General features: G+C 39.0%; 1 protein-coding gene and 1 rRNA gene. Both read right to left on the reverse strand.

Annotation, left to right across the window (positions count from 1 at the left end; all coding sequences use genetic code 11):
* Positions 1-192: 192 nt before the first annotated feature.
* A complete protein-coding gene (gene metA, locus JK188_RS17300; RefSeq protein ID WP_036955456.1) occupies positions 193-1,122 on the reverse strand; it encodes a homoserine O-acetyltransferase MetA in 930 nt (309 codons plus the stop codon).
* A gap of 464 nt (positions 1,123-1,586) precedes the next feature.
* A 5S ribosomal RNA gene (gene rrf / locus JK188_RS18130) occupies positions 1,587-1,668 on the reverse strand; the annotation flags it as partial.

The raw sequence follows: 1,668 nt of genomic DNA on the forward strand, positions 1-1,668 counted from the left end.
ATATAAGTTAAATCATGAAGTTATGTATAAGTTGAAATTTTCTTTCAAACAAAGAAAATGAGTGAGCAGACAAAAATTGATTTTTTATTCATCTAAAAAATGGGAGGAATTTTGATTTAAAGGCTAAATAATTTTGATTACTCAGCCTTATATTCTGAGATATGACCAGTTAGCTGGCATTAAGTGAGTTTTTTAATCTAATGTTGGTTCCATATGAGTAAGATCGAATGGTGTGATCTGATACACATAATAATTCAGCCAATTGGAGAATAACAAGTGACCATGACTACGCCAACGAACTTCCGGCGAATTATTCGGATCATCATTTTTGAAATAATTACACGGTAATTCAGGTGTGATCCCGGCATCCACATCACGCCAATATTCTTGAGATAATGTTTCCGCATCATACTCAGGATGCCCCGTGACAAAGGCCAAACGCTTATCTTTTGATGCAAATAAGTACGCTCCCGCTTCCGGTGAGCTGGCTAAAATATCAAGGTCTGTGTTCTGACGAATATAGTCTTCAGGGAAATCGGCATAACGGGAATGCGGCGCATAAAAAGAAGCATCAAACCCGCGAGTTAATAACGCATAAGGCTCTAATGTTTCGTGTGAATATACGCCAGAGAGTTTCTCTTTGCGGGTTAATTTAGGTAAATCATACAATACGTTAAGTGCAGCTTGAACCGCCCAGCAAACAAATAATGTTGAAGTCACATGCTCTTTTGCCCATGCAATGACCCGCTCTATTTGTTCCCAATAACACACGTCAGCAAATTCAACTAAGCCGAGCGGAGCACCTGTTACAATTAATCCATCAAAATTTTGGTGTTTAATATCTTCAAAATCACAGTAAAAATTGTTCAAGTGTTCAGTTGGCGTATTCTTAGATTCTCGCTGATCAATGCGTAGAAGCTGGATATCGACTTGCAATGGCGTGTTTGATAGTAACCGTAAAAATTGGTTTTCAGTTTCAATTTTTTTCGGCATTAGGTTCAGTATCAGTACTTTCAAGGGACGGATCTCCTGAAGGCTGGCTCTTGTCGTGGTCATGACAAAAACATTTTCTTCACGCAAGAAATTAACTGCTGGTAGCTCATCAGGCAGGCGAATTGGCATGGTTCATCCCCTTAAATATACTTTGTACGTTTAGACTTCTAGAATGCTAAACAATCTAACCAATGTGACTCTACTTGTCGAGCGTTTCGAAGCAAGTTGAAATAATTTCAAGCGATGGTTGGTGTATTAGGAATATTAAAAGTCTAGCAAACTAGTAACTTAATGATATTCAGACTTTTTATTACAGCTTAATAGCTAAAATGGCTTAGACTTTTTTGATCTGAAGTAGAGAGGATTTTAAGACTCATGATTTCTTGAATAATGATTTTCGGGTGGTAGTTTTTGCATAGTGGCCTTTAAATACAGGCATCCAGAGAGTAAGAACAACGAAATTAGTGAGATCTGAAGGGGGCTGTTGCGATAATCACGCTTCAAAGGATGACTATCTTGCCTTTTATCACCTATTTTTTAAGTCCCCAAACGCAAAAAAGCCACCCAATGGGTGGCTTCTCGGCTAATTTAATGTCTGGCAGTTCCCTACTCTCACATGGGGAGACCCCACACTACCATCGGCGCTACGGCGTTTCACTACTGAGTTCGGCATGG

The sequence above is a fragment of the Providencia sp. JGM181 genome (genome assembly GCF_018257375.1).
Lineage (GTDB): Bacteria > Pseudomonadota > Gammaproteobacteria > Enterobacterales > Enterobacteriaceae > Providencia > Providencia lanzhouensis.